Annotated in this window: 24 protein-coding genes; 14 read left to right on the top strand and 10 right to left on the bottom strand. The window is 63.1% G+C overall.

The features are described 5' to 3' along the window. Positions 1 to 135: 135 nt before the first annotated feature. The 3 genes from KNN17_RS13870 to KNN17_RS13860 form a co-directional block, all read right to left on the bottom strand. Complete coding sequence (locus KNN17_RS13870; RefSeq protein ID WP_241709621.1) at positions 136 to 1221, bottom strand: Gfo/Idh/MocA family protein; 1086 nt, start codon at positions 1219 to 1221, stop codon at positions 136 to 138. 547 nt (positions 1222 to 1768) lie between these two features. Further along, on the bottom strand, positions 1769 to 2371 hold the full coding sequence (locus KNN17_RS13865) for a TetR/AcrR family transcriptional regulator (RefSeq protein WP_241709620.1): 603 nt from the start codon (positions 2369 to 2371) through the stop codon (positions 1769 to 1771). 233 nt (positions 2372 to 2604) lie between these two features. Beyond that, positions 2605 to 4182 (bottom strand): FAD-binding oxidoreductase, encoded by a 1578-nt coding sequence (locus KNN17_RS13860; RefSeq protein ID WP_241709619.1) that lies wholly within the window; start codon positions 4180 to 4182, stop codon positions 2605 to 2607. 314 nt (positions 4183 to 4496) lie between these two features. Here KNN17_RS13860 and KNN17_RS13855 point away from each other — a divergent pair, with 314 nt between their 5' ends. From KNN17_RS13855 to KNN17_RS13795, 13 genes are all read left to right on the top strand, one after another. Next, positions 4497 to 5678 (top strand): cytochrome P450, encoded by a 1182-nt coding sequence (locus KNN17_RS13855; protein ID WP_241709618.1) that lies wholly within the window; start codon positions 4497 to 4499, stop codon positions 5676 to 5678. Further along, positions 5675 to 6703: an amidohydrolase family protein gene (locus KNN17_RS13850; RefSeq protein ID WP_241709617.1), complete on the top strand. Its 1029-nt coding sequence runs from the start codon at positions 5675 to 5677 to the stop codon at positions 6701 to 6703. The genes KNN17_RS13855 and KNN17_RS13850 overlap by 4 nt, the downstream gene beginning before the upstream one ends. 37 nt (positions 6704 to 6740) lie before the next feature. Further along, entirely contained in the window at positions 6741 to 7676 is a 936-nt protein-coding gene (locus tag KNN17_RS13845; protein ID WP_241709616.1) for an ABC transporter substrate-binding protein, read from the top strand. A gap of 10 nt (positions 7677 to 7686) precedes the next feature. Beyond that, positions 7687 to 8358: a 4-carboxy-4-hydroxy-2-oxoadipate aldolase/oxaloacetate decarboxylase gene (locus KNN17_RS13840; RefSeq protein WP_241709615.1), complete on the top strand. Its 672-nt coding sequence runs from the start codon at positions 7687 to 7689 to the stop codon at positions 8356 to 8358. Next, positions 8351 to 8908, top strand: coding sequence for a cupin domain-containing protein (locus KNN17_RS13835; RefSeq protein WP_241709614.1), 558 nt, complete (start codon positions 8351 to 8353; stop codon positions 8906 to 8908). Before KNN17_RS13840 ends, KNN17_RS13835 begins: the two co-directional genes overlap by 8 nt. Continuing rightward, positions 8905 to 10140: an NAD(P)/FAD-dependent oxidoreductase gene (locus KNN17_RS13830; protein WP_241709613.1), complete on the top strand. Its 1236-nt coding sequence runs from the start codon at positions 8905 to 8907 to the stop codon at positions 10138 to 10140. Before KNN17_RS13835 ends, KNN17_RS13830 begins: the two co-directional genes overlap by 4 nt. Before the next feature lie 43 nt (positions 10141 to 10183). Then, the gene (locus KNN17_RS13825) at positions 10184 to 10501 is read left to right on the top strand and encodes a 2Fe-2S iron-sulfur cluster-binding protein (protein ID WP_241709612.1); all 318 of its coding nucleotides are present in this window, start codon (positions 10184 to 10186) and stop codon (positions 10499 to 10501) included. Positions 10502 to 10533: 32 nt separating this feature from the next. Beyond that, positions 10534 to 11643 (top strand): alcohol dehydrogenase catalytic domain-containing protein, encoded by a 1110-nt coding sequence (locus KNN17_RS13820; RefSeq protein ID WP_241709611.1) that lies wholly within the window; start codon positions 10534 to 10536, stop codon positions 11641 to 11643. A gap of 82 nt (positions 11644 to 11725) precedes the next feature. Further along, entirely contained in the window at positions 11726 to 12313 is a 588-nt protein-coding gene (gene hxlB / locus KNN17_RS13815; RefSeq protein WP_241709610.1) for a 6-phospho-3-hexuloisomerase, read from the top strand. Positions 12314 to 12368: 55 nt separating this feature from the next. Continuing rightward, positions 12369 to 12992 (top strand): 3-hexulose-6-phosphate synthase, encoded by a 624-nt coding sequence (hxlA, locus tag KNN17_RS13810; protein ID WP_241709609.1) that lies wholly within the window; start codon positions 12369 to 12371, stop codon positions 12990 to 12992. 138 nt (positions 12993 to 13130) lie between these two features. Further along, on the top strand, positions 13131 to 13340 hold the full coding sequence (locus KNN17_RS13805) for a hypothetical protein (RefSeq protein ID WP_241709608.1): 210 nt from the start codon (positions 13131 to 13133) through the stop codon (positions 13338 to 13340). Positions 13341 to 13386: 46 nt separating this feature from the next. Then, positions 13387 to 14946, top strand: a complete 1560-nt coding sequence (zwf, locus tag KNN17_RS13800; protein WP_241709607.1) for a glucose-6-phosphate dehydrogenase — start codon at positions 13387 to 13389, stop codon at positions 14944 to 14946. Further along, a complete protein-coding gene (locus tag KNN17_RS13795; RefSeq protein ID WP_241709606.1) occupies positions 14943 to 15884 on the top strand; it encodes a glucose-6-phosphate dehydrogenase assembly protein OpcA in 942 nt (313 codons plus the stop codon). Before zwf ends, KNN17_RS13795 begins: the two co-directional genes overlap by 4 nt. 337 nt (positions 15885 to 16221) lie before the next feature. Here KNN17_RS13795 and KNN17_RS13790 read toward each other — a convergent pair whose 3' ends face one another. The 3 genes from KNN17_RS13790 to KNN17_RS13780 form a co-directional block, all read right to left on the bottom strand. Continuing rightward, on the bottom strand, positions 16222 to 17121 hold the full coding sequence (locus KNN17_RS13790) for a hypothetical protein (RefSeq protein ID WP_241709605.1): 900 nt from the start codon (positions 17119 to 17121) through the stop codon (positions 16222 to 16224). 238 nt (positions 17122 to 17359) lie between these two features. After that, positions 17360 to 18067 (bottom strand): RES domain-containing protein, encoded by a 708-nt coding sequence (locus KNN17_RS13785; protein WP_241709604.1) that lies wholly within the window; start codon positions 18065 to 18067, stop codon positions 17360 to 17362. A 3-nt stretch (positions 18068 to 18070) separates the two neighbouring features. Next, positions 18071 to 18463: a hypothetical protein gene (locus KNN17_RS13780; protein ID WP_241709603.1), complete on the bottom strand. Its 393-nt coding sequence runs from the start codon at positions 18461 to 18463 to the stop codon at positions 18071 to 18073. Between the two features lie 803 nt (positions 18464 to 19266). Here KNN17_RS13780 and KNN17_RS22765 point away from each other — a divergent pair. Further along, positions 19267 to 19719 (top strand): hypothetical protein, encoded by a 453-nt coding sequence (locus KNN17_RS22765; protein ID WP_443627612.1) that lies wholly within the window; start codon positions 19267 to 19269, stop codon positions 19717 to 19719. Positions 19720 to 19951: 232 nt separating this feature from the next. On the opposite strand, the gene KNN17_RS22695 is transcribed toward KNN17_RS22765, so the two are convergent. From KNN17_RS22695 to KNN17_RS13760, 4 genes are all read right to left on the bottom strand, one after another. Further along, positions 19952 to 20203: an isochorismatase family protein gene (locus tag KNN17_RS22695; RefSeq protein ID WP_372489684.1), complete on the bottom strand. Its 252-nt coding sequence runs from the start codon at positions 20201 to 20203 to the stop codon at positions 19952 to 19954. Positions 20204 to 20738: 535 nt separating this feature from the next. After that, positions 20739 to 21560 carry an oxidoreductase gene (locus tag KNN17_RS13770; RefSeq protein WP_241709602.1) on the bottom strand — a complete coding sequence of 274 codons (822 nt, stop codon included), beginning with the start codon at positions 21558 to 21560 and terminating at the stop codon, positions 20739 to 20741. Beyond that, positions 21557 to 22402 (bottom strand): oxidoreductase, encoded by an 846-nt coding sequence (locus KNN17_RS13765; RefSeq protein WP_241709601.1) that lies wholly within the window; start codon positions 22400 to 22402, stop codon positions 21557 to 21559. Before KNN17_RS13765 ends, KNN17_RS13770 begins: the two co-directional genes overlap by 4 nt. Before the next feature lie 48 nt (positions 22403 to 22450). Next, positions 22451 to 22618, bottom strand: coding sequence for a hypothetical protein (locus KNN17_RS13760; RefSeq protein ID WP_241709600.1), 168 nt, complete (start codon positions 22616 to 22618; stop codon positions 22451 to 22453). Positions 22619 to 22820 lie beyond the last annotated feature (202 nt).

Genomic DNA, 22820 nt, shown 5'->3' with positions numbered 1-22820 from the left:
AGCGCAGCGCCTCCGCACGACCACGTACCGGATCCTCATCCCAGACGGCGACAATGTCGGTTTCCGGGTGTTCCTGCGCCGCGCGGGCGTAGTCCTCGCCGTGCAAGTGCCAGAAGCTGAGCATAGCCAAGCGGATCATGTTCCGTCCCCCGGTACACACTCCCAAGAGCCCTTAGTGTTGGCGTCGAAGGCGGCTTCGATGACCTGCTGGACTTTCCAGCCGTCATAAAAGCTGGGCAGGATGGTTTCGTCGTTAATGATCGCGTCGATGAAGGCCCGATCGCCGACCGAATGTACCTGGCCGACCGTCCCCGGGTCGTTTGGATCGACGCCCTCCCACCAGTCAACCGGTATCTCAAGTGTGCGAAATTTGTTGTCGCCCGCCCGCGCTCCCCGCAACACCGCACCCGCGAACGTGTGCTGGAGTTCGAGTGTGCCTCCTTCGCCCTGCAACACCACCGTGTTGGTCTGCATGCGGTCGGCCTGGTAGGCGACCACGTTGGTCGACATCGTTGCCTGTGCCCCGTTTCGGAACTCGACTCCGAGTATCGCCGCATCGTTCGCCGGGCGGTAAGCGTTACCCTCCGGATGCGACCGGGCGATGGTGTTGCGAAGGTTTGCGCTCACCCGTGCGATATCCCCGATGTACCATCTGGCCTGATCGATCACGTAGCATCCCAAATCGCCAAGCGCTCCAGTTCCGCGCGCGGAGTCAAAACGCCATTGGTAGTCATCCCCACGGAAGAACCCGTGGGCAAGGCTGAACTGCGCCGAATACACCTGTCCGAGGTAACCGTCTTCAATAAGGGTTCGCAGGTAACGATGGTGCACAGACGTGCGAAGCGCGAAGAAACTCATGTGCTTCTGCCCGGTGGACTCAGCCCGCTCGTACATCGCACGTGCGTCGGCTGCGGTGGTCGCAAGCGGCTTCTCGCACAGTACATGCAATCCCGCATCGAGCGCATCCATGGTGATGGGCAGATGCATCTCATCGGGGGCGACAATGACGATGGCGTCGATGTTTCCCCCGTCAATCATGTCCCGGTAGTCGGTGTAGACCAAGGGAATGTTGTACCGGCCGGCAACCTCAGTCGCCTTGTTGCGGTCCCTTCCCGTAATCGCCACGAGCTCAGCACCCGGATGGCTTTGGATGTTACGGAGGTGCGTCTCCGCATACCAGGTCGTTCCGATCACGCCGAGGCGGACCTTGCTTTCGGTCATTGCTATCCATTTCTTTGTGTTGACGGCCCACGGCTTGCGCGCGACGCGGTGCTAGGCCGCAATCATTGAGACCATGCCCTTGGGCGAGAGCGCAGGGTCGATACACAAGGCCCCCGCCGCCAATGATGGCTGCCCTGGCGCCGACCTGCGACTGGACGATGGACAAGTGTTCGGTCGCCAGAGGGTTTGTTCTCCGACCTGGCGCACTGTCCGAATGGCCAGAGTGTGTCCTTAGCGTCCGAGCACTAATCCCAATGATGTCCTCGGGAAGGATCGATCGACTGCCTGGTATTGGTTTTGAAGGGACTGGTAGGTTCATGCCCGCCAGGTTCCCAATCCTCGAAAGTCACAATCCGACGGGGCAGGCGCGCCCTGAAAGGGATAATGTCCCTTAGAATCCACGTCACCGGCGAAATGGGACCTCAAGATGCCGATCCGTCGCGTGAGGAAAAGCAAGGGGTTCCATCCTTCCGAGGGAATCAGACTCAACGGCGGACTTGTATTTGCTCCACTGGCACCTGAGGCCTATTGCCTCCTGGGCCGGCCATTACCCGGCGTGTGCCACCCTGCCCGAGACTTGGAGGGATGAGAGCACGTGTCGCAACATTTGTCCTGATGTGCGTACCTGGAGAAAGATCGCGATGCCGCCGTAGGTAAGTTCGAGCACGATACCCCCGAGGTCGAGAGCGCTGATTCCAGGTTCACCATCCGGGAAGAGCTTGCCGCGGAGCAGTTCTCCAACTTCCTCCCATTGGCTGGCGAAAAGCCTCCGCTGGTCGTCGCTCAACGTTCCGTCGCGCTGCGCTCGGCGGAGCATTTCGATGGCGATTAGGCCCCACTTCTGTTCTGCTGCTCTCGCATCACTCCATTGAGCGACCGTTTCTATGACGTCGCCAGGATTTTGGACGTCCTGAAGTAGGCGAGCCAAATCCTTAACGTCGCTGCCAGCGTGCCCTTCAAGCAGTTGTTGCAGGATGTCCTCTTTGGACGAGAAATTCGAGTAGAACGCCCCTTTCGAGAATCCTGCTTCTTCAGCAATCCGCTCGACGGAAGCACCGTCATAGCTGTAGCGCGCGACGACGTCGCCAGCGGATTTGAGAAGCTTCTCCCGTGTAAGTGCCTGACTCTGTTCTCGCGTAAGCCGTGCCATCAATGCCCCTCAGGCTTCAATTCACCCACGAATACCTGCCGCCCGGGGATGTTTTCGGGGCGACGACCCAGCTGCGGCTGCAACCGGGTCCATCAACAATAGTATGCATGCGGGTATTGAGATACTCAACAGTCTTTGAAAATATTGCCTCATGCTCCGCCAGCAAGCGGATGGAGCCGCTCTCCCAGATGCATGGCTGCCTGCTCCCCGGTGGGCTTGGTCGTCCTTTGTTCCTACACTCGGTCACTGCGGGCACCCCCATCCCGGTATGCTGCCGGCCAGATGCCGTGTCGGCCGGGCGAAAGGATGCCCTTGGGATCAATGGCATCCTTGATCTTCTCGACTATGCGCTTGTAGGCGTGGTCATTGAAAGAGTATTGCGCGGCCGCGAGGTCCATGAACTCCAGATGTGGCCGGCAGACTCCATAGCCACGCTTTCCAAGTTCGGAAACCATCTTCTTCACGACGTCGAAGGCGTTCCGCACCGCTGCGGAGTCTGTTTTGTCGTAGCGAACACCCGAGAGCACCACGCCGGAACGTTCGCTGGTGAACATGACGGCGGCCGAGAAGTTCAATCCTCCGGCCTTGAGGTGCCTGCGGATTTCGTCGGTGACAGATCGTACTTCGGTGCCCTGCATTGGGACGATGGGGGAGAAGTCCACATGGGCGACATGAGCAGGCATGCCTTCGACGGCTTTCATCGTCGGGATGCCGGCCATGATTTGATCCGCGGAGTAGACGATTTGGTGGTACTCGTCTGGGGCATAGGTTCGAGGGGCGACGACTGTCCCGCTGGGGATCCTCGACCAGGCGTCGTTGATGCGCTTGAGTCGGATCTGGACGATTTCTGCATCGCCCCAGACCGCCGCCCTCGCAGCCCAGGCACCGACCCCGGCCCGTTCCCCGATCTCGCGGACCTGGGCAGCCGTAAGAAGGCCGGGGGCGGCGCCGGGTTCATCGCGGAGCATCACCGATGCCCGAAGGGTGGAATACAGCGTGGGGACGCCTTCCAGATGCCCGGCGAGCCGCAATTCCCGGAGCGTGTCGATTGCACGTTCGAGGTCCTCATCCTCACCGATCGTGAGCATGAGGGGTGCGTAGGCTTCGGGCAGGCGCTTGAGCCAGACGCCCATCCTCGTGACGATGCCGAGGTTGGACTGGACGAACAGGGGATCAAGGGATGGGCCGAGGCTTCGCTTGTAGAGGTGCCAAGCCTTGCTCTCCGGGACCGCGCCTGCACCGGTTCGGAGGAGTTCCCCGTCGGGAAGCACCACCTCGAATCCGGTGGGAAACATGTAGTCGGAGCCGTAGAACTGGTAGGTGTGGCCGCTGTCCATGGAGTTGCCAATGACCGAACCCCAGCCAAGGTCGGGGCAGGGGGTCATCAGGCTGAAGCCTGCCGCCTTTACCGCGTCGTAGAGGTCGAACCAGCGGACGCCGGGTTCCACCACGGCGTAGGCAAGTTCATCGTTGATCTCCAGAATGCGGTTCATCTTTTGGAAGCCGATCTGAATGGAGCCGCGGACGCGCGGCGACGGGCCGCCGTGGCCAACGTTTCGACCCTGGCTGTGCGGCCACACGGGAATTTCGAAGCGGTTGGCGATGCGCAGGATTGCCTGGACCTGCTCCGTGGAGGTCGGCTGCACCACCGCCGAGGCGGCAAATGTCTCGTCTCCAGGGAAACCGTAGGGGTCCTTGAACTCGTCGACCCTTTCGCGCTCGATGTGGACCGAATCCTCGCCGACGACAGCAGCTAAGTCATGGATCATCTGCTCCGGAATAGTGGGCAGGTCCGCGGTGATGTCGTTCATTCTCTCTCCTTCGAAAGACCGGAGCATCCCAACGGATCGGGACGTGCTGATGTAGGTGGAACTTCCCAGGAGGGCAAGCCCGATAGGTACACCGCCAACTGTTGCTTCAGTAATGACAAAAATACCGTGTGGTATTTCAATACTAAGCGGTATCCTACTGTTCCATCAAGGCGGCCCGGTATCGAATCGCGCCCATTGACGAAGAAGTTGCAGCGGGATACTCTTTGGTATCTGAATGCTCAAGCGAATTTCAGTTCGAATCTGAGCGTGTATTCCACACCCCAAGGACATGACAAAGCTGCAATGGAGGAGACATGTCGACAGAACTAACAGGCGACAACCTGTACCGCGATCCCTATCCGGTCTACGCGAGGCTGCGCCAGGAAGAACCGGTGGCCTTCTTCGAAGGCACCAAGGAATACTTCATCACCCGCTACGACGACTGCCGCACCGTCGGATCCAACGATCGCGTATTCGGCCCATCCAGCAGCCCCGATCGGCCGGAGGCACGCGTCATGGGCATGCCGAACGTGCTGAGCATGAGCGGGGAAGAGCACACGAGGCTCCGGCAGGCGATTGATGAGAACCTGACGCAGGAATCCGTGCGGCGTTTTGTTGACGCACTGACCCGGCCGGTGGTTAAGCAGTACCTCGAGGACCTGAAACCGCGCGGCGCAGGAAACCTCACGGCAGACCTGTTCGAGCCCATCTCCGTTCGTTGCGTGGGAAACGTTATCGGCCTGACCGATACGCCGAACGAGACGCTGGTCGAATGGTTCCAAGCGATGAGCGCGGGCCTCCAGAATGTGAACAATGACCCAGCAGTCTGGACTCGCCTCGACCGGGCCCTTGCAGACATCGACACCCAGATGGGCGAACTCTATGAGCGGTCCCTGGCGAAGCCCAACAACACCCTGATGAGCCATGTGATGCATGGCGGGATGCCGGCAGGGAAGGTTCGCAGCGCCGAAGAGATCATGCCCACCATGAAGGTCATCATCCTTGGCGGCCTGCAGGAGCCCGGCCACGCGGCAGCCAACGCCGCGGCGGGCCTGCTGCTCGACCCTGATCAGACGCAGGCCATGGTGGCGGATCCGAAGGAACACGCGCTGCGGGCCTTTGACGAGGGCCTGCGGTGGATCGCACCCATTGGCGTAACGCCGCGCGTTGCCGCAGAGGATTTTGAGATCGCCGGCAGCGTTATCCCCGCCGGTGCCTCCGTAGCCATAGTCATGGCGTCAGCGAACCGGGATGAGGCCCGTTTTGAGGAACCCGACCGCTTCAACATGTTCCGGAAAAAGCGGCCAAACCTGACCTTTGGGTTCCGCCCGCACTTTTGCTCGGGTCATGCCCTGTCTCGCGCCATGGGTGAAATCGCACTCGAAGAGGCTTTCCGGCAGCTCCCCGGCCTTCGGCAGGACCACAGCCGCGAAATGACCTTCAAGGGCTGGCGGTTCCGCGGCGTATCGGACCTGCCCGCCACATGGAACGCATGAACACGCTGGTTATCGACGGGCACGGTCATTTCACCACCGAACCGCCGGAATTCCACGCTTTCCGGAAGGCGCAGGTGGCCTTCGCCGAAGGCCATTCGGAGCAGCGGCCGGCCTATGCGGGGATCCCGGACACCCAACTCAGAGAGATCATCACCACCAACCAGCTCCGGCTTCAGCGGGAGCGGGGATCGGACTTCACCATCCTCTCTCCCCGTGCGTCGGGAATGGGCCATCACGTCCCTGGGCTGGAATGCGCCGAGGAATGGGCCCGCCTGTCCAACGACACCATCCAGCGGATCTGTGAGCTCTTCCCGCAGAACTTCGCTGCCGTCTGCCAGCTTCCCCAGACCGTCGACGGCGACCTTGGCCCGGTCATCGCCGAACTGGAGCGTTGTGTGGCCAATGGTTTCATCGGCTGCAACCTCAATCCGGATCCTTCGGGCGGGCACTGGTCCGCCCCGCCCCTGTACGACGCGTGGTGGGACCCGCTGTGGGGGGCCATGACCAGGCTCGACGTCCCTGCGATGATTCACGTCTCAGGATCCTGCGAACGTGCCATGCACACCACCGGGGCCTACTACCTGGCGGCCGACACCGCCGTTTTTATGCAGCTGATCGAAGGTGACCTCTTCGAACGCCATCCCAAGCTGCGCCTCATCATCCCTCACGGCGGCGGCGCGGCCCCGTACCACTGGGGCCGCTACCGGGGACTGTCGATGATGCTGGGCAAACCGCCGTTGACCGAGCATCTGATGCAAAACCTGTACTTCGACACCTGCGTGTATCACCAGGCCGGAATCGACATCCTGTTCACGGTGGTCGAGCCGAAGAATATCCTCTTCGGCTCGGAGCTTCTGGGCGCCGTGCGCGCCGTGGACCCCGAAACCGGCCACAGCTTCGACGACACCAGACGGTACGTCGACGCACTCGGCCTGGACCGGCAAACGCGCCACGCGGTGCTGGAAGGCAACGCCCGGCGGGTTTACCCGCGGCTCGACTCAATTCTCACAGCACAAGGACGCTGAGCCCGCGCTCAGCGTCCAGGACATAGGAGTTCCCACCATGACAACAGCACTGACAGAGGTCCGCTTCGCCGGCGGCGCCCAGGGTTTCAACTGGCTTCCGGTCTTTGTTGCCGAAGAGCAGGGCATCTTCGAGCGGAACGGGCTGAAGATCACTTACCTGAAGCTCGGCTCCGTCGATAAGGCAACCTCAGCGGTACGCGACGGCTCGGCCGATCTGGCCATTACGCCGCCGGAGGGTGCAATTGCCGACTTCGTATCCGGCGGGGACCTGCGCATCGTCGGAGCCAACTCGGTTCGCCTGCCGATGTCGCTGGTCGCCCGCCCGGGCGTCACCACCATTGCTCAGCTGCGTGGTAAGCGGATCGGCACGTCCTCCCTGACCGAGGGAACCGCCATCTACACCCAGATGATGCTGCAGCAGGAAGGGCTGTCCTACCCTGACGACTACGACTTTGTCCTTGCCGGAGTGCACACGGCCAGGTGGACCGCCCTTCAGAACGGCGAGATTGACGCCGCGCCGCAGCCCGCGCCATGGAATTTCCTGGCTGAACGCCAGGGGTACGGCTGCATTGGTGAAACAAACGACGTAATCCCTGAGGTTGTTTTTGCCGCGGTCATCGGCAATGCGGGCTGGCTTTCCCAGAACCGGGAGACGGTCGAGAAGCTGGTGGCGGCATTGGCCGAGGCTCATGACTTCGTCAACGATCCGTCCAATGATGCGGTCACACTGCCCATCTACCAGCGGCTCACAACTCCCGACGACCAGGAACTGGCGGCCAAGGGGCTCGCCTACACGCGGGAGATGGGCATGTGGCCCAGCAATTTGCAGGTCCCGTCGGCAGCCCTCGCGGCCACCACGGACCTGATGCTGCGCGTGGGCCTGCTCACGCCGGAACACGTCGCTGCTGCGGCTTCCACCGTTGACCCGAGCTTTGTGTCGGCTGTTTCCGCCGCCCCGCCGGCCACAAGTTAAGGAATTGGCCATGGCAAGAGTAGTGACCGGGATCGCCCGGACTAACGCCGCGATCTGTGAAGGCTTCGCCTCGCTCGACGTGGCGACGGCCCACGAGGCGCAGGCCCGGACCGGACTCATGAACCGTCGGCTGCGCCCGCGCCAGTCGGGGATGACCATCGCCGGTCCGGCGTTGACCTGCGAAGTAGCTCCGGGTGACAACTGGATGATCCATGTGGCCCTGGAACAGGCACAGCCGGGGGACATCTTGGTGGTTTCCCCGACCTCGCCCTGCGACGACGGGTATTTCGGTGACCTCCTGGCCACCTCCGCGATGGCCCGGGGGATCCGCGGGATCATCATCGACGCCGGTGTGCGCGACGTAGCCCAGCTGCGTGCCATGGGCTTCCCCGTCTGGAGCAAAGCAGTCAGCGCCCAGGGAACGGTGAAGGAAACGCTCGCCAACGTCCAGGTTCCCATCATCTGCGGTGACGTCCTGGTCACCCCGGGGGACGTGATCGTCGCGGACGACGACGGCATCTGCCTGGTGCCCCAGGGCACGGCGGGCGCGGTGCTTGAGAACGCCCGCGGACGCGCAGCGATGGAAGAAGAGAAACGAAAACTGTATGCAGCCGGCCACCTGAGTCTTGACGTCAACGACATGCGGGCGCGCCTCACCCGGAAAGGACTCGTACATGAATAAGCCGGACGCGTCCACTGTCCCGCGCCGCGTGGTGACCGGATTCAGGGACGGGAAATCCGCCGTTGTCAGTGACGGTCCCGTCCCGAACGCACACCACTACACTGCCATCCCGGGCATGATGACCTCTGTTGTGTACTCGACCGGGGCACCCCCGAGCCTGCCTCAGCACAGCGCCGAAGCGGCGCCGCCGCGCATGCATGTCCTTCCGAAGCCCGGCGAGACCCGCCTCATGATCGTGGCATTTCCTCCGGACTCCGGATTCGCGCACCCCGAGTTTGATCCGGGGGCCGCCGATGCCGAACAGCGGGAATTCATCCCGGGCCTGGCGGAGCGCTTCGAGGCAGACGTACCCGGGATGCACACCACCGAGACCGTTGACTACGGCATAGTCCTTGACGGTGAAATCTGGCTCGAACTCGACGATGGGCACACAACCCATCTGCGCACGGGAGACATCGTAGTCCAGTGCGGAACGCGGCACGCATGGCGGAACAAGGGCACCCGCACCGCAAAAATCATTTTCGTACTGATAGGCGGAGAACAGACATGACTCACGAACACTTCGACTGCCTGATCGTTGGCGGCGGACATGCCGGAGCCGAGGCTGCCATCACCCTGCGCGCAACGGGCTTCGCGGGCAGCATCGGACTCCTCGGAAATGAGGCCGTGCACCCCTACGAACGTCCGGCCCTGTCCAAGGAATACCTCGCCGGCAAAAAAAGCCTCGACCAGCTTCTGCTGCGCCCCACAGAATACTGGGCCGAACACGACGTCGACCTCCGCCTCAGCGTGCATGTGGTGGGTGTTGACACTGACAACAAAACGGTCACCTGCGACGACGGAACCATGGTGGGCTACGGCTCGCTGGTCTGGGCCGCCGGCGGCAGCCCCCGCCGGCTCGACTGCCCCGGACACGACCTCAACGGCATCCACGCGATCCGCGACATGGCTGACTGCGACAGGCTTATGTCGGCCTTGCCACAGAGCCGCCGCATCGCCGTGATCGGCGGCGGGTTCATCGGACTCGAAGCAGCAGCCGTGCTCCGGGAACTGGGCAAGGAAGTGGCCATCATCGAGGCCCTGGATCGTTTTCTGGCCAGGGTCGCCGCCGAACCGGTGTCCCGGTTCTACGAAAACGAGCACCGGGACCGCGGGGTGTCGGTTCATCTCGGTACGGGCGTCGCCGAAATCCTCGGCCACGATGGCGAGGTGACCGGGGTACGGCTCACCGATGGAACCGTCATCGACGCGGACCAGGTGATTGTAGGGATCGGGATCATCCCTGCGATTCAACCGCTCCTGACCGCAGGAGCGGAGGCAACGGCGGGTTCCACCGGCGTCTTGATTGACGACCATTGCCGCACGAGTCTCCCCGATGTCTACTGCGTTGGCGATTGCGCGGTCTTGCGGGAGGGGCCGGGCATCCGCATTGAATCGCGGCAGAACGCTATCGAACAGGCGCAAACGGCGGCAAAGGCGATCAGCGGCCAGGCCGAGGCGCTGAACATGGTCCCGTGGTTCTGGTCGAACCAGTACGACCTTCGGCTCAAGACCATCGGACTCAGCCTGGGCTACGACCAAACGGTCCTTCGCGGCGACCCGGAGAGCCGCAGCTTTTCGCTGATTTACCTGAAGCGGGGCGCGGTCATTGCCATGGATTGCATTAACGCGACCCGGGACTACATGCAGGGGCGCCGGCTTGTCGAAACAGGCGCACATGTCGACGCGGCAATCTTGGCCGACGCACAAACACCACTCAAAGAGGTCGCTGCGGCGATCTGAGTGCCGCGCTGCGGCATTTCCTACTCAAAGAAGAGGAGTAATCATGCAATTTACCGTCACTACCCGGGATTCCGTAACCCACGAGGTGGAGGGCCGGCCCGGCATCTCCCTGATGCAAAGCATCCGCAACGGTGGAATAGATGAGCTGCAGGCCATCTGCGGAGGAGCACTCTCCTGCGCCACCTGCCACGTCTACATCGAAGACCTTCCGGCCGGCGTCGAACTTCCTGCGAAGTCACGGGACGAAGAGGACCTCCTCGACTCCTCCGACTTCCTCGAAGAACATTCACGGCTGTCCTGCCAGCTGACGTTCGACGCCGGCCTTCAGGGCATGCGGGTGACCGTAGCCCCCGAAGACTAAACAGTTACTTGCTGGTTCGAGAAGAGGAACAGATGGACAATTCAATGCGTGCCGCGCGGCTGCACACCGTCGGCGAAAAAATGTTGATCGAGAACGTCGAGCGGCCGCGGGCCGCCGGCACCGATGTAGTGGTTGAGGTGAAGGGCTGTGGCATGGTGCCTAACCTTGCCAACGTTCTGGCGAACTGGGAGACGTGGTATCCCCAGATGCCACTTCCCCCGCGGCCGGCAATCTTCGGGCTCGACCCGGTGGGCGTCGTCCATGAGGTCGGCGAGCTCGTGGTCAACGTCGAGCCCGGCGACCGTGTCTATGTCAATCCCGGCCGCTCCTGCGGCGCGTGTCACGCCTGCGCTTCGGGAACCCCTCAGCGGTGCGACTACTGGACTTTGAACGGCTATTTCGGCTACAACGCCAAGAGCCTCGAAATGTTCAAGAACCATCCCCACGGTGGCTTCTGTGAATATATGCGTGCCCCACAAAGCGCACTCGTGAAGCTCCCGGACAACATCGAGTTCCGGCAGGCCACCAGGATGGGTTACCTCGGCACGTCTTATGCGGCAGTCAAGAAGATGGGCCCGCTGGCCGGAAAATCGCTGATCATTAACGGTGCAACCGGAACGCTCGGCGTCGGAGTCACGCTCATTGCCCTGGCCCTGGGTGTCTCGCGCATCTTCGCCGTCGCCAGAGGGCTGCCGTTGCTGGAGCGGCTGAAACAACTCGCGCCGGAACGAATCGAGACATTTTCGAACAGTGAAGGAAGCACCGAGACCTGGGTAAAGTCCCTGACAGACGGCGGCGGGGCAGACCTGATGGCTGATACCCTCGGCGCCGTCGCCTCGCTCGACTCGCTCAAGGACGCAATGCACGGGGTGAGGCGGGGCGGGCGCATCATCAACATCGGCGGAACGGCCGGCGACCTCAGCGTCGATGTGAAGTGGTGGATGGACGAACAGATGGAACTGCTGGGTTCCGTCTGGTTTACCTCGGCCGAGGCAATGGAACTGGCCGGAATGTTGGGCAGCGGAGCGCTCGACATCTCCGTACTCCAGCCCAAGAGCTGGCCCTTGGACGAGATCAATGAAGCGATCTCAGGGGCGGCCAGTGGCGACGGCGGGTTCACGAGCTATCTCGTAGAAGTCTGACCGCACGAGAAGCGCTCACGGAAGGAAACCCGCGGGAAGGACAAACGAACAGACCGCAGACACAGCCCGGAAGGACTCGCGAATGACCAGCCCAACGACGTCAGATAAGACAGCAAATTCCTTGACCCGTAACCTGTCCCTCATACGCGACGAGATCGCTGCAACAGCCGCCGGGATAGACCAGAAGCAATTGGCATTGTTGGCTGCCAGTATCGGACCGGCAGACAGAATCTTCGCCGCCGGAGCCGGGCGGAGCGGCCTGGTCCTTCGAATGGCAGCAATGAGGTTGATGCACCTGGGCCATACGGTTCACGTCGCCGGAGACACCACCACACCCGCAATCAGTTCCGGCGACCTGCTCATGGTTGCCTCCGGTTCCGGAACCACGCCCGGAGTGGTCAAGGCAGCTGAGACCGCATCCCGGGCGGGAGCGCGGATCGCTGCATTCACCACGAACCCAGAATCACCGCTCGCAGCGCTGTCCGATGAACTGGTCATCATTCCTGCAGCGCAAAAGACCGACCATGGATCCAATCTTTCCCGCCAGTACTCAGGAAGCCTATTCGAACAGGTCCTGTTCCTCGCCACAGAATCCGTGTTCCAGACCCTCTGGGACAACACCGACGTACCGGCCGAACAGCTCTGGCTGAGGCACGCAAACCTCGAATAAGCAACCGAGAATGTTCCACACCCACCGCAGTTCCTAACAGAAGGAAAACAACACCATGAAACTCCAAGTTGCTATGGACGTCCTGACCACTGAAGCCGCCCTCGAACTGGCCGCTCAGGTCGCCGAGTTCGTTGACATCATCGAGCTCGGAACCCCCTTGATCAAGGCTGCCGGCCTCTCCGCGGTCACGGCCGTCAAGAACGCCCACCCGGACAAGATCGTCTTCGCTGACATGAAGACCATGGACGCCGGAGAACTCGAAGCCGACATCGCTTTCAAGGCCGGTGCCGACCTGATGACCGTGCTCGGTACCGCCGACGACTCCACCATCGCCGGTGCCGTCAAGGCTGCCAAGGCCCACAACAAGGGCATCGTCGTTGACCTCATCGGCGTCGCAGACAAGGTAACCCGTGCCAAGGAAGCCCGCGCCCTGGGCGCCAAGTTCGTTGAGATGCACGCCGGACTGGACGAGCAGGCAAAGCCCGGCTTCGACCTGAACGGTCTGCTCCGCGCCGGTGCAGAAGCCCGCGTTCCGTTCTCCGTTGCAGGCGGCGTGAAGCTCGACACCATCGCGGCCGTCCAGCAGGCCGGCGCCGATGTCGCCGTAGCCGGCGGCGCCATTTACGGCGCAGCCGACCCGGCACTGGCAGCCAAGCAGCTCCGCGCTGCAATCGTCTAACCGTCCCCAGTGATGGTGGCTGTACTGCCCGCGGAGAACGTCGCCGCGGGCAGTACAGCTTTGAAGGCTCATCAAACGCTCAAGGATGAGCGTTTGGCACTTGGGGGAACCACACCCCTGGGAAGGAAGCTGTTCATCATGCGTAGTCAGACTGCCGAGCACGTGGAAATCCACGTTAGCGATCCTGCTCGTCTTTACGAGTTGCTCGACGATGCAGAGGCCTCGCTCCGGCAAATGCCCCAACAATTTGCCGGCATCCTGGTCACCCGTCATGATCCTTTCCGGTACACGCTCGCGCTCAGCGATGCGGTCCCCTTTGGGGAGACCCGTGAGCAGATACTCTCGTGACCTTCGGTCGGCGACCCCACCCCATTGTCGAAAGCCAGACATAACAATGACTGCTACCCACGTTGATCCGAAGGTCAGGACCGGGCTGCGTAATCCCCTTCGGGATCCGCGGGACCGGCGCCTGAACCGCATTGCCGGGCCGTCGTCGTTGGTGTTCTTCGGAGTCACCGGCGACCTCGCCCGCAAGAAACTCATGCCAGCCGTGTATGACCTTGCCAACCGCGGCCTGCTCCCGCCCAGCTTCGCGCTGGTGGGCTTCGGCCGGCGTGACTGGGACAACGAGGACTTCGCCGCCGAGGTCAAGGAAAACGTCAAGGCCCACGCGCGCACCAAGTTCGACGAGGCCGTCTGGGAACAGCTCGCCTCCGGCATCCGCTTCGTCCAGGGAGAGTTCGACGACGACGACGCCTTCGAGCGCCTCGGCGACGTGCTCGATGAACTCGACGCGAGCCGCGGAACGCGCGGCAACCACGGCTTCTACCTCTCCATCCCGCCCAAGGCCTTCGAGCAGGTCTGCCGGCAACTGTCCAAGCACGGCCTCGCCCAGGCGAAGTCCGGGCAGTGGCGGCGGGTGGTCGTCGAGAAGCCCTTCGGTCACGACCTCGAGTCGGCGCGGAAGCTGAACGCCATCGTGGAGTCCGTGTTCCCCCCCGATGCGGTGTTCCGGATCGACCACTACCTGGGCAAGGAAACGGTCCAGAACATCCTGGCGCTGCGGTTCGCGAACCAGCTGTTCGAGCCGTTGTGGAACGCGAACTACGTGGACCACGTCCAGATCACCATGGCCGAGGACATCGGCACCGGCGGCCGGGCAGGCTATTACGACGGCGTGGGCGCGGCCCGCGACGTGATCCAGAACCACCTGCTCCAGCTGCTGGCGCTGACCGCGATGGAGGAACCCATCTCCTTCAACGCCGACGACCTGCGCGCGGAGAAGGAAAAGGTCCTCGCCGCCGTCAAGCTCCCCGAGGACCTGTCCACGCACTCGGCACGCGGCCAGTTCACCGGCGGCTGGCAGGGCGGCGAGCAGGTCCAGGGCTACCTGGAGGAAGAAGGCATCCCCGCCAATTCCACCACCGAAACGTTCGCGGCGATCCGGGTGGACATCCACACCCGCCGCTGGTCCGGGGTGCCGTTCTACCTCCGCGCGGGCAAGCGCCTGGGCCGGCGCGTGACTGAGATCGCGGTGGTATTCAAGCGTGCACCCAACCTGTTGTTCCGTGACCACGGGGAGGATGACTTCGGCCAGAACGCCGTGGTGATCCGGGTCCAGCCCGATGAAGGTGTGACCATCCGCTTCGGGTCGAAGGTCCCGGGCACGCAGATGGAAGTCCGCGACGTCACCATGGACTTCGGCTACGGCCACTCGTTCACCGAATCGTCCCCGGAGGCGTACGAGCGGCTGATCCTGGACGTGCTCCTGGGCGAGCCGCCACTGTTCCCGCGGCACGAGGAAGTGGAGCTGTCCTGGAAGATCCTTGACCCGTTCGAGGACTACTGGGCTTCCCTGGACGAACAACCCCAGCCCTACGCCCCCGGCTCCTGGGGCCCGGCCAGTGCCGATGAGTTGCTGGCCCGCGACGGACGAACGTGGAGAAGGCCATGATTGTGGACCTGCCGGACACCACCACCTCGAACGTTTCCAAGAAGCTCATGGCCCTGCGCGAACAAGGCGGCGTGATCGCCCTGGGCCGGGTACTCACCCTCGTGGTGGTCACCAAGTCCGGGCTCGAGGAAGAAGCCATCGAGGCCGCCAACGAGGCCAGCCGCGAACACCCCTGCCGGATCATCGTGCTCGCCGACGCCGACGCCGGCACCGAAGCCCCGGATCGGCTCGACGCCCAGATCCGCGTCGGCGGGGACGCCGGCGCCTCCGAAGTGATCGTGCTCCGCGGCTTCGGCCAGCTCGCCCACGAAAGCGAATCCCTCGTGGCCGCGCTGCTGCTCCCGGACGCACCGATCGTAGCCTGGTGGCCGGACAGCGCCCCGGAACGGGCCAGCAATACCTCCATCGGACGCATCGCGCACCGCCGCATCACCGACTCCGCCAACGAGGCAGACCCGGCCGCGGCGCTGGAGAACATCCGCCGCACCTACAAGGCCGGCGACACGGACCTGGCCTGGACCCGGCTGACGAACTGGCGCATGCAACTCGCCGCGGTCTTCGACCAAATGGACGCCGACCCCGTCTCGGCCATCGCCGTCGAAGGCGCCACCGACTCACCCAGTACGATCCTGCTGGCAACTTGGCTGCAGAGCGCCCTGGACGTTCCTGTCACCATCGTGGGGCACCCCGCAGGGACCGGGATCCGGGGCGTCCGCCTCACCCGGGCCTGTGGTGAGATTCGGCTGTTCCGGCCCGGAAACGCCGTCGCGGAACTGACCCAGCCGGGCCAGCCCGCACACCGGATCTCCCTGCCCCGCCGCACCCTGCAGGACTGCCTGGTCGAGGAATTGCGCCGTCTTGACCCGGACGAGGTCTTCGGCGACGCTCTCCAGGCCGGCTTCAATGCCATAAAACACACTATTGATTTGCGCCGGTGAGCTTCCGCAGGATAGCGGCACCGATTCCCATCAGGGATTGCCATGCCTCGACGTCACCAGATAAGGAAAAGGAATCCCTTGGGTCACGCCTACACGTCCTGGATGGAAACTGACGCTAAGCAGAACCCTCCGGACTTGACGCCGATCCGTGCCTGGGCCCGTCTGTCACCCACCGATGAAGTGGTGATTTATGAGCATGGAACGTCTGTCGCATCCGGGCGTGTCGACATGATTGCCAGTGATTGCAGCGTGCTTTGGCTGCAAGCGGACGGCGCTGACCAGGCATGTCCTTGGGTAACCGTCGGTTCGGGGAGTTGTTAGCGAGGGTACGCGAGCACTATCCGCGTGGTTCGCGACTTGCTCCAGAACGAAGTCGGCAACGGCGGGCGCCACGCTCGCTCGGCCACAGCGCCGAAGACCGTTCAGCTGTCGGGAACTGCTGCCGCATCCCGCCGGATGTCCAGGTCTTGAGCTGGTCCACCACCCAGTCGAACTCCGGCACGGTCAACACGGTGCGCCGTCTGGGTCCTGAGCCCGCAGTGCCCTTGGCAAACCGCACCTGGACTGCCCCGAACCGGCCGTAGTCGCTGACGTGCGGATTCGGGCCGAAGTCCTCCAGGTCCAGCATGGTCATTTCACGCCGGCGAAGCCCGTAGGCATAACAGACCTTGAACGCCACCGAGTCGCGGAACAGGGGCAGCCAGCGCTTACTGCCGGCGGCGTATTCCCGGTCGACGAGGTCATCGATGTAGTCGAACAGCCGCTGCAGTTCCGCCTTGGTGAACGAGCGCTTCTTCGCCGGGACGGCATCATCGGTCGTGTGCCGTGGCATGTTCCACTCGAAGCAGATCTGGCTCGGAATATCACCGAAAGTCCGTTCGCAGAACTCGCCCCACCCATAGCCCGGATGGGTCAGGTAGGAGCAGAACATCGCCACAGCGTTGCTGTATGAGCGCAACGTCTTCAGGCTGATCGGCTTCTCGCCCGAGCGCAGATCGCCCAGGAAGTCCTCGATGTCGGCCGGACCCCATCGCCACGGAAATTCACCCGTGAAGCCCTGAAAACGCTCCAGCAACTGGCAACGCTTCTTGATGGTCTCCGTCGTGAGGCCACGAGCCAACATCTGCGCCCGCCAGCCCTCGAGCATGGCCGTGAAAACCCGTTCATCAGCCCGGAACAGCCCAATGTCCGGATCCACCAGCATCCGCGGGACGAAACCCGGAACGGCATCACTCACAACGACCCCTAAACCATGGAAACATGCATTGGATGCAGGAAACCTGCAGTGGCAAGCGATCCAAGGGCAAACTCAGGCTCAACCTACAAGAACGTTCATTTGCTTCAAAGGCGTGCTGACCTGCGGAAACGCCGGATTCGTCGCAGGACGGGAGTTGTCGCAGCTGCTTCTACTCCCGTTATTTGGCCGCCGATAATGGAGATTGCGTCAAGCTAGGGCGAGGAGCCGGGGGAGCGGACTATTCGCTCCCCCAGGTCAGGCCGAGCATCCGGAAGGCGTCCTTGATCGCATCGCTGTCGTGGTGCAGTTCCTCGGGCTTGGCGTGAGTTAGCTTCGGGCTGACGTAAGGGTCGCCTGGTCGTTCGAAGATTGCCCAGAGTTTCAGGTCGTCGCCATGGCGGGACGCGAAGGTAACTCCGTCGAGGTCGGTTGTCTCGTAGAGCCAAGCGGCGATTGCCTGGGTCAACCGGCGCGGCCGGGCATCTTTTAGGGCTGCGGCGTCCAGGTCCAAGAGCCCGAGGCTGAGAGCCACTCCGATGAAGTGCGGATGCAGGACAGCGATCGACCGGGAGTCCGTCACGGCGCAGTACGTGCCGGTGAGTTTGGCTGACGTCGCTGCGCGGGCGTCAAGCCATTCCCGGGGCACCTGCCCGGAAACCAGTGTCGGGTGCAGCACCGCATCTTCGTCATCCTCGACGATCTCGTCCAGCTCCACGGCCAGCCTCGCGTCACGGCGGAAGGCGGCGAGAACCTCGAGCAGGCATGCCCTCAGGCTGGAGCCGGCGTAGACGGTCCGGAAGTTTCCGTGCAGGTCATCCCACCGGCCGGGGAACCTGCCATCGGTTGCCCACTCCCAGCCACTCCACGCCCAAGGATCCGGGCGGAAACCAATGCGCCAAACCCGGGTGTCAGCAGTGGCTGTTGCCAGTTGTTGCTCCGAACCCACCCGTCAGCCTGCTGCCGCGAATGCCCTGGCAGCGGCAAGGACCGCCTGTGCCGCGTCGTCGACCTGGCCTTCGCGCAGTAGTCGCGCGGGCGGCACATCGTCCAGTTGGGGGTTCATTCCCTGGAACCAGGCTTGGACCACGGACCGGGAGTCCCGCTCAGCCAACAGAGCTGCGACGTGGTAGGCATGACGCAGCCGGGTCATCACCTCGGCTGACGGTTTCCGCTCACCGTCGGCCCACTGACGCACCGCCCGGGTTTCCTTAACCGACCCGATGTAAGCAACGAGCTTCGCCCCCAGGATGTCCCGCAGGTCCCTGACCAATTCAGGCTCGGAAAGCCGAACGGAATCCTGGTGCGCTTTCAGCCCGCCACGGGCTCCTGCAACGGCTGTCATGCTCTCATCGTGCCATGGAACAGCAGTAAGTTTCAACGGCTAAATCACACCCCCAATCACATGCCGGCAACGCAGTAATGGAGATTCGGTCCTCCCGCCGCTTCGTGTGGCGGCGTCAGAATAGCGCGAAATTCCGATTTATTGACGGCGGCTCATGATGTTCTCAGATCCCACCCTGACATTCGGAGGGGAAGGAAACGGGGTGGGTAGCCCGAGAATTGTCGAAATAGTCCAAAGAATCTGGACTCGATGAAGGCCGTTTGGGACATGGGGTGGCTATGTCACATGTCGTGACTGGGCGGGCCTTTGAGAACAAGCAGGAACTCCGTCCACAGGCCAAATCCTCCCTTGTCAGGCGGCTTTCACGTCAGGATGGGGTGTAGTTCAACCCTGCACACGTGAATCCGTGGAAGCGGATACAGGAGGTCGCGTCTTTTGCACTCGTGGCAGCCTCAACCGGCGTTACCGATCACGACTACGTCCCACTCGCCAGCAAAGGTTCATCTAGAACAGGTTCGGCGGGAGAAGCCACGCATGTGCGGAAAGGCCGCCTTGATGTCCGTCGCAAGTCCGTGCAGGAGGCAACCGCGTACAGCCAGCAAGTAGGACCGGTTCATGACTGCTTCAGGTATCGGTCATCCCACAGACTCCGTCCGCCATTCCCGGCCGAGTGCAAACGTCGTGATTGTGTAGCGGACGCCACACTCAGCACGAACGGGACGTCTCCACGGGCCGGTGTGCCCGCGTCAGCATAATCCGGGTTGGGATGTGCGCCTGCGGCAGTGCTATCAACAGGAATTCATATGGGATATTCCGAGGCCATGGACTGGCGTTCCTCTCAGCTGCAGGGGACTTTAGATGACGCTGAAGACCACCAGCAGCTGGGCCTCGGCACGGCTGGACGCGCCTACGCGCAGTTCGAATTCGCCTGCTTCGACCACGCGGCTGCCTTGGGCGTCTACGATGGAAAGCTCTCGCGCGGGGATTGCGAACGCGAGCCGGGCGCTCTCCCGGGGGGCAAGCTCTACCTGTTGAAAGGCCTTGAGCTCCTGGTCGGTTCAGCTGGCGGAGGTCACGCGGTCGCTGATGTAGGCCTGCACTGTTTCGCGAACGGGCCGCTTCTCTGTGTTCTGCACCGTGATCTCTGCGCAAAGCACGTCGTCGGCCGATATCTTCTCCTCAAGGAGCCGCAGCCCGCTGTACTCCACGCTGGTGTAGGAGAGCCCTTCGCCGAACGCGAGGGCCGGGTCCTGTGACAGGTCCGCGTATCTGTCACCGTGCTGGCCGCGGATCTGGTGAGATCGTGTGCTCGCAGGACCCTCTCAGGAGACGCGTGCAGGATCGATCCGACGTGCATCCTCAGTATCTGGGGTTACGTGCACCTCAAAGGTCTGCGCGATCGCTTGGAGAGTTTCCAAATTCGGATTCGTCTGGCTCCGCTCGACGTGACAATTGGACTTTCCCGTCATGAAGGTCTTTGCGCGTATTTCAACGGTTCTGGATCCTACGAGTTGGCGGCGCAGTACATGGCCGACGGCGCTCTCGGCCGTGCTTTCCTCGCCCGCCTCCAGCGTGGCATTCTGGAGACTCCGAGCGGGCTCCGGTGGCATCCGAAACGAACGCGACTTTGAAATCGTTCATGTAAGCGCTTCGAGCCGTGGACTCACAGCAGACTTCCTTCAGCGTTCCCGTAATGATTACGGTGTCAACCTTATTAAGGCCGCGGAAGGAGGACAGCACGCTACTGATGAGCGCGAGCCGGGCGGACCGTCCGTTGAGGGCGAGGAGGGTGTTCCGCACGGCGCCGTAGTCGACGGCCTCGGCCTGACCGTGTCCGCCGTGGGAGCCGTGTGTGAAGATCACCGCATCCACATGGTTCACGGCCCCGGTGAGTGTCTCCACACGGGTCAGGTCTCCCACGACTGGTTCGCTCGTCGGTAAGGTACGTGCGATTCCTCAGAGGTATCTCACTGCTGGCGCTAGCGGCGGCGGACCGGGGCTCATCGCCCTAGCCAGCCGCCGCGACACCCTCTACGCCATGCCCAGAGACGGCACCTTCTACGAACCGCGAACACCTTCGGGCACTTGACGAAAACCGTAGAGGCACCCCCCGGTGCGGAGACGGGCCGATGGCAAACACAAGGTGTCCAGACGGAAGCGGAAACTCCCGCAGCGGGACCCCACGAAGACCGTGCCGACCAAGAGCGGACCGGTCAGATCAATGTCCCGCGGGAGACAGGCTCGACGACGGTCCGTCAGGTTGGAGGGCTGGCGCTCACGCTGTCGTGTCCGTGCTGCGGCTGAGCTGTTCGAATCGATCGACATCTCGGGCGGCGTCAGCGGCGGCTGCCCGGAAGCCGTCGAGAGCATCGCTGCCGAGGACGAGCAGCTTCGGCGGTTTGACGTCTTCTGCTGCGTGCAGGATTGCCGCCGCCGCCTGGTCCGGTGCGCCACGCTGCGGGCTAGGCGCGGAGTTTCCGGTCCGTCCGAGCACTTGGTCGTACGCGTCGATCCGGACGGCGGACCGGTCGGCGGAGCGTCCGCGGAAGCCGGTGCGGAACGATCCCGGCTCGACGACCATGACACGCAGCCCTAACGGTTCAACCTCCTTGCGGAGCGATCCGGACAGTCCCTCCAGCGCGGCTTTGGCAGCCGAGTAGTATCCGCCACCGGGGATGGTGATCCGTACGCCCACGGATGAGATGTTCACGATCAGGCCCTTCCCGCGGCGCCGCATGCCGGGCAGAGTCGCCTTGATCATCTCGACCGGGCCGAAGAAGTTCGTGGCGAACAACCGGGCCACGGCCTCGTCCTCGCCTTCCTCGACGGCTGCGGTGTACCCATAGCCGGCGTTATTCACCAGCACGTCGATGCCGCCGAAGCGCTCCTCGGCTGTCGTGACGGCGGCATCAATAGAAAACGAGTCGGTGACGTCAAGCGCTGCGATCATCGCTGTGTCCGGGTATGCCGCTGCGAGGTCGTCGAGTGCGGACGTCTTCCTCACGGTCGCGACGACCTGATGCCCGGCGGCGAGAACGTGTTCAGCGAGGGCGCGGCCCAACCCGCTGGATGCCCCGGTGATGAGCCACGTCGTCATGCGTGGGCCTCCTCGGAGGGAAAGTCAGTGGTGACGCTGACGTGCGCCCACGCGTCGATCTCTTCGATGCGCCCCCGCAGCTCGTCGCGGACGATCCGGACCGCGTCGGTTCCGAGCAGCAGACGGAACGGGGCCCGCTCGCCTTCGACGGTGGCGATGATCACCTGCGCCGCCCGGTCGGGGTCGCCCGGCTGGGTGCCGTGGGTTTCGTCGTTCTCCTTGCGGCGCTTCCCCGCGGTGTCGGCGTAGTCATCGATCGCCGTGCGCGACTGCATCAGGGAGCGGCCGGAGAAGTCGGTGCGAAACGCGCCCGGCTCTACCACGATTACCCGGATTCCGAGCGGCGCGACCTCACGGTTCAACGCGTCGGACATGCCTTCAAGGGCGGCCTTCGTCGCGGTGTAGTAACCGGATGCGGGGTTCGAGCGGGGCGCGCCGATCGAGGAGACGTTCACGATGGTGCCCGAGCGGCGCTGACGCATCTGCGGCAACACCTGCTTGATCAGCTCCACCGGGCCGAAAAAGTTCGTCGCGAACAGCCCGTCCACCTCGTCCACAGATGCTTCCTCGACCGCGGCCCGGTACCCGTGCCCGGCGTTGTTGACCAGCACGTCGACGGCGCCGAACCGGTCCGTGGCGGCGTTGACCGCTGCGACCACCTGTCCGTGGTCTGTGACGTCCAGCTGCACCGCCAACGCAGTGTCTGGATACGCGTCAGCCAGGTCCTGCACATGGTCGGCGTTGCGGGCGCTGATCGCCGCGTTATCGCCGTGGTCGAGGACAGCCCGCGCCAGCGCAGCTCCCAGACCACTCGATGCCCCCGTGATGAACCAAGTACCCATGTTCGTCTCTCCTTCGCATGTATCCCTGCGGCCGACGCTAATTCGAGGCTATTTTCGGACGCCGTCCCAGCGGAGGACAGCCAGCACGGACTCCGCTGGTGGGTCCAGAATCTTCCGAACCGCATCGACAGGTCCGGCCGGCTCCCGTCCGGGGGAGCTGACGGGACCGTGGTAGTCGTCCTGCTCATCGTCTGCAAGCACGGAACCAGGACCCATGCGCCCATTCCAGCACATAATGCACTGGAGTAGGAGTGTGATGGGATCTGTTGCTGGCAGTTCCTCCCTCCGAACAGCGGTGCCGCTAGCGTTGGTGGCATGGAGCATTGAGCGGAGGTGGCGGAGTTTCTCCTCCACCTGCACAGAACACCCCGGGCCTGTGGGCCTACGGGCCATCTCGCTGGCATCACTCGCCGCACGG

The sequence above is a fragment of the Arthrobacter bambusae genome, assembly GCF_022606295.1.
In the GTDB taxonomy this organism is placed as follows: Bacteria; Actinomycetota; Actinomycetes; order Actinomycetales; family Micrococcaceae; genus Arthrobacter; species Arthrobacter bambusae_A.
The sequence above is the reverse complement of the archived record's forward strand: the minus strand, read 5'-3'. Positions and strand labels throughout refer to the sequence as shown.

Excerpts from the sequence above, each read along its gene's own strand:
- KNN17_RS13870 (WP_241709621.1), bottom strand. The coding sequence starts at position 1,221 with ATGACCGAAAGCAAGGTCCGCCTCGGCGTGATCGGAACGACCTGGTAT.
- KNN17_RS13865 (WP_241709620.1), bottom strand. The coding sequence starts at position 2,371 with ATGGCACGGCTTACGCGAGAACAGAGTCAGGCACTTACACGGGAGAAG.
- KNN17_RS13860 (WP_241709619.1), bottom strand. The coding sequence starts at position 4,182 with ATGAACGACATCACCGCGGACCTGCCCACTATTCCGGAGCAGATGATC.
- KNN17_RS13855 (WP_241709618.1), top strand. The coding sequence starts at position 4,497 with ATGTCGACAGAACTAACAGGCGACAACCTGTACCGCGATCCCTATCCG.
- KNN17_RS13850 (WP_241709617.1), top strand. The coding sequence starts at position 5,675 with ATGAACACGCTGGTTATCGACGGGCACGGTCATTTCACCACCGAACCG.
- KNN17_RS13845 (WP_241709616.1), top strand. The coding sequence starts at position 6,741 with ATGACAACAGCACTGACAGAGGTCCGCTTCGCCGGCGGCGCCCAGGGT.
- KNN17_RS13840 (WP_241709615.1), top strand. The coding sequence starts at position 7,687 with ATGGCAAGAGTAGTGACCGGGATCGCCCGGACTAACGCCGCGATCTGT.
- KNN17_RS13835 (WP_241709614.1), top strand. The coding sequence starts at position 8,351 with ATGAATAAGCCGGACGCGTCCACTGTCCCGCGCCGCGTGGTGACCGGA.
- KNN17_RS13830 (WP_241709613.1), top strand. The coding sequence starts at position 8,905 with ATGACTCACGAACACTTCGACTGCCTGATCGTTGGCGGCGGACATGCC.
- KNN17_RS13825 (WP_241709612.1), top strand. The coding sequence starts at position 10,184 with ATGCAATTTACCGTCACTACCCGGGATTCCGTAACCCACGAGGTGGAG.
- KNN17_RS13820 (WP_241709611.1), top strand. The coding sequence starts at position 10,534 with ATGGACAATTCAATGCGTGCCGCGCGGCTGCACACCGTCGGCGAAAAA.
- hxlB (WP_241709610.1), top strand. The coding sequence starts at position 11,726 with ATGACCAGCCCAACGACGTCAGATAAGACAGCAAATTCCTTGACCCGT.
- hxlA (WP_241709609.1), top strand. The coding sequence starts at position 12,369 with ATGAAACTCCAAGTTGCTATGGACGTCCTGACCACTGAAGCCGCCCTC.
- KNN17_RS13805 (WP_241709608.1), top strand. The coding sequence starts at position 13,131 with ATGCGTAGTCAGACTGCCGAGCACGTGGAAATCCACGTTAGCGATCCT.
- zwf (WP_241709607.1), top strand. The coding sequence starts at position 13,387 with ATGACTGCTACCCACGTTGATCCGAAGGTCAGGACCGGGCTGCGTAAT.
- KNN17_RS13795 (WP_241709606.1), top strand. The coding sequence starts at position 14,943 with ATGATTGTGGACCTGCCGGACACCACCACCTCGAACGTTTCCAAGAAG.
- KNN17_RS13780 (WP_241709603.1), bottom strand. The coding sequence starts at position 18,463 with ATGACAGCCGTTGCAGGAGCCCGTGGCGGGCTGAAAGCGCACCAGGAT.
- KNN17_RS22765 (WP_443627612.1), top strand. The coding sequence starts at position 19,267 with ATGGGATATTCCGAGGCCATGGACTGGCGTTCCTCTCAGCTGCAGGGG.
- KNN17_RS13770 (WP_241709602.1), bottom strand. The coding sequence starts at position 21,560 with ATGACGACGTGGCTCATCACCGGGGCATCCAGCGGGTTGGGCCGCGCC.
- KNN17_RS13765 (WP_241709601.1), bottom strand. The coding sequence starts at position 22,402 with ATGGGTACTTGGTTCATCACGGGGGCATCGAGTGGTCTGGGAGCTGCG.
- KNN17_RS13760 (WP_241709600.1), bottom strand. The coding sequence starts at position 22,618 with ATGGGTCCTGGTTCCGTGCTTGCAGACGATGAGCAGGACGACTACCAC.